This window comes from Nonomuraea lactucae (assembly GCF_003313395.1).
Lineage (GTDB): Bacteria > Actinomycetota > Actinomycetes > Streptosporangiales > Streptosporangiaceae > Nonomuraea > Nonomuraea lactucae.
The window spans coordinates 1-2,381 of sequence record NZ_QNFZ01000619.1 but is presented as its reverse complement, the minus strand read 5'-3'; the positions used below and the strand labels follow the sequence as shown (position 1 = coordinate 2,381).

General features: G+C 73.4%; 3 protein-coding genes. 1 reads left to right on the top strand and 2 read right to left on the bottom strand.

The window, feature by feature from the left end:
* Both DQW85_RS24345 and DQW85_RS24340 read right to left on the bottom strand, forming a co-directional pair.
* A partial coding sequence (locus DQW85_RS24345) for an ATP-binding protein (protein WP_162795328.1) occupies positions 1-1,167 on the bottom strand: 1,167 nt, incomplete at its 3' end.
* 146 nt (positions 1,168-1,313) lie between these two features.
* On the bottom strand, positions 1,314-1,811 hold the full coding sequence (locus DQW85_RS24340) for an SDR family NAD(P)-dependent oxidoreductase (protein ID WP_205315368.1): 498 nt from the start codon (positions 1,809-1,811) through the stop codon (positions 1,314-1,316).
* Between the two features lie 200 nt (positions 1,812-2,011).
* Between DQW85_RS24340 and DQW85_RS24335 the strand changes: the two genes are divergently transcribed.
* The gene (locus DQW85_RS24335; protein ID WP_205315367.1) at positions 2,012-2,350 is read left to right on the top strand and encodes a winged helix-turn-helix transcriptional regulator; all 339 of its coding nucleotides are present in this window, start codon (positions 2,012-2,014) and stop codon (positions 2,348-2,350) included.
* The last annotated feature ends 31 nt before the right edge of the window (positions 2,351-2,381 follow it).

Genomic DNA, 2,381 nt, shown 5'->3' with positions numbered 1-2,381 from the left:
CGCCCGCGACAGGGGATCGGGCAGCTGTGGAGCGGCCTCGTCGAGCAGCGCCATGGTCCGGGCGGGCGCGTTGCCCGGCAGGCCGGCCAGTGCCGCGCCGAGCAGCCGCCTGGCCCTGGTCGCCGGGTCCGGCGTCAGCTCGGCCGCCCGTTCCAGCATCGCGCTCCGGCTCGTGTGCCCGCCGCGGCGTCCGGTGCCGGTAGCCGCGGCCTCTAGCGCTGCGGCTACCTCCTCATCCGGGCCGACCGTGGCGGCAGCGAGGTGCCAGGCCCGCCGGTCGGCCTCCTTCGGGTCGTCCGTGGCCGCGGCCAGGGCCGTTTCCACGCGGAGCCGTGCGGCCGTCCGCGCCCCGCGGTAGATCGACGAGCGGACCAGCGGGTGCCGGAACGCCACCTGAGGCGTAAGGCGTAGCAGGCCCGCCGTCTCGGCGGGTCCGCCCGCGTCGGGCGAGAGGCCCAGCAACTCGGCCGCGCGCCAGAACACCGCCGGGTCGCCGGCCGGTTCGGCCGCCGCCAGCAACAGGAACATGCGCGTGCGATGCGGGAGGGCCGCGACCTGTCGCTGGTAGTACGCCTCCAGCCGGTGGCTCAGGGCGACGCGCTCAGGAAGGAACGACGTGCCGCGCAGTTGCAGCGGGGTGAGGTGGCCGCTCAGCTCCACCAGCGCGAGCGGGTTGCCCTCCGCCTCGGCCAGCACCCGCTCCGCCGCCAGGCGGCGCGCGACGAACGCCAGCACGTCGAGAGATTCCCGATCCAGCCACTGCGCGTCGTCCACGACGCAGAGCACCGGGCGGTACGCCGCCCCCTCGGACAGCAGTGTCAGCGCGGCGAGACCCACCAGGAACAACTCGGCGGGCGCGTGCTCCACCAGGCCGAAGGCCGAGCCCAGGGCCTGGCGCTGCGGTGCGGGAAGGCCGTCCAGCGAGGCCAGGAACGGCGCCAGCAATCGATGCAGCGCGGCGTACCCGAGCCCGGACTCCGATTCCAGTCCCGCCAGCCTGATCACCCGCACGTCCGGCTCGGCCGCCCCCGCCAGGAAGTCCAGCAGCGCCGTCTTGCCGATGCCCGCCTCGCCGTGCACCACGAGCACCCCGCTGGAACCCCCGCGGACGCAGGCCAGCAGCTGAATCAGCGCCCCCACCTCAGCGCCCCGTCCGATGAGCTCCACTCTGTCGCCCCCTGTGTCGCCTCCCGCGTGGCCCCGTGCCACGTTCGCTCCGGAGGCGAAACGACATTGTTGTCACTCGGGCCCGCGGAGACCAGACCGGACCGCGGCTGCGGACGCGGCCGTCAGGCGCCGCTGCGGGGCGTGCGTCAGCGGTGACCCCCGGACGCGAAGATCACATCGCCGGTGATGAAACGGGCCTCACCGGAGGCGAGGAAGACGATCAACGGCGCGATGTCATCGGGGGTGCCCAGCCGGCCGAGCGGGATCTGGGACGCCGTCTGCGCCCCCGCGTCCGAACCGACGAATCCCATGGCGCGGGTGCCTTCGGTGTCCGAAGCGGTGGGCGCCACGGCGTTGACCCGGATCCCGCGGGGCGCGAGCTCCTTGGCGGCCACGATGGTCGCCGCGCTCAGCGCGCTCTTCGTGGCCGTGTAGAGGGCCGTGTACGGCGGGTGGTTGGAGATGCCGGCGGTGACGACATTGATGATCGACCCGTTGTCGGCCTCGGGCTGCCCGGCGAACTCCCGCATCGTGAGGAACGGCCCGAGCACGTTCGTGTCGACCTGCCGGTGGAACTCGTCCTCGGCGATGGCTTCCAGGGGCATGAACGCGTACACCCCGGCGTTGTTGACCAGGAGGTTCACCGCGCCGAACGCCTCGCGGGCCGTCGCGAACAGGCGGCGACGGCCGCGCCGATGCCCTTCGAGGCGCCGGTCACGACCGCCACCTTTCCTTCGAGCTTGCTCATGACTCTCCCTTGCCAGTGTGCTGCGGGGGGTTTGCGGCACTCACGCTAGGAGCGCGACTGCCCGACCCGCGCGATCATGGACCAGGTCACCACCCGGTGGGGCACGCTCATCCTGGCCGCGCTGGTCCAGGGCCCCAGCGGTTCTCGGCGCTGCACACCAAGGTGGCCGGCATCAGCCAGAAGATGCTGTCGCACAACCTGAAGAGCCTCGTCCGCGCCGGCCTCGTGGCACGCTCGGTGAACCCGACCGTGCCACCGCAGGTCACCTACAGCCTCACCCCGCTCGGCGCCGACCTCGCCGAGCAGCTGTGCGCGCTGATCCACTGGTTCGGCGCGCACACCGGCGAGCTCTTCGCCGCCCAGAGCAGCTGCGACCGTGCCGTCGCCACGTCGGACGCGGGGGCTGAGACGGGTGCGGGCGCCGCGGGCGGCTGAGACGGGTGCGGCGCGCCACCCTCGCCGGGTG